Annotated in this window: 1 protein-coding gene; it reads right to left on the reverse strand. The window is 65.8% G+C overall.

All coding sequences use genetic code 11. The annotated features are described in order from the left end of the window. Window positions 1–438 (reverse strand): alpha/beta fold hydrolase (locus NE591_RS12460; protein WP_256156770.1); only part of this gene is annotated, 438 nt, incomplete at both ends.

The following is a 438-nucleotide window of genomic DNA, read 5'->3' on the forward strand; positions in this document are numbered from 1 at the left end:
GGAAGTCGTGGTCGTGGGCAACACGGGCCGCTTCGAGATCTGGGACGCCGACAGTACTCCCCCTTCTCGTAGCCGGCCAGGATCGAGCCCATGATGGCGCGGCCCTCGGGAGTTGCGGCATTGCCCTCAGTGCTCGTCTTCTTAAGCGTCCCCCAGGGGTACAGGTAGAACATGCGCGTCACAAAGGGCAGACAGGCCAACTCCCATCGCTTGAAGTAGTCGCGACCGAGCGGCGCGGAGTCCACTGACACGATGCCGCAGGCGCGCCCCGGAAACAGCACGTCGAACACCTGGGCCACATAGCCGCCCATCGACTGACCCACGAGCACAGGCGCACTGGCGCCTTCCGCCTTCATGATCTCCCCCAGCCAACGGGCAAAGTCGGGCAGCGAGAAATCCAGCGGAAACGGCCGCGACTCGCCATGGGCCGGCGCGTCC

This window comes from Adlercreutzia sp. DFI.6.23, assembly GCF_024462535.1.
Taxonomy (GTDB): Bacteria; Actinomycetota; Coriobacteriia; order Coriobacteriales; family Eggerthellaceae; genus Adlercreutzia; species Adlercreutzia rubneri.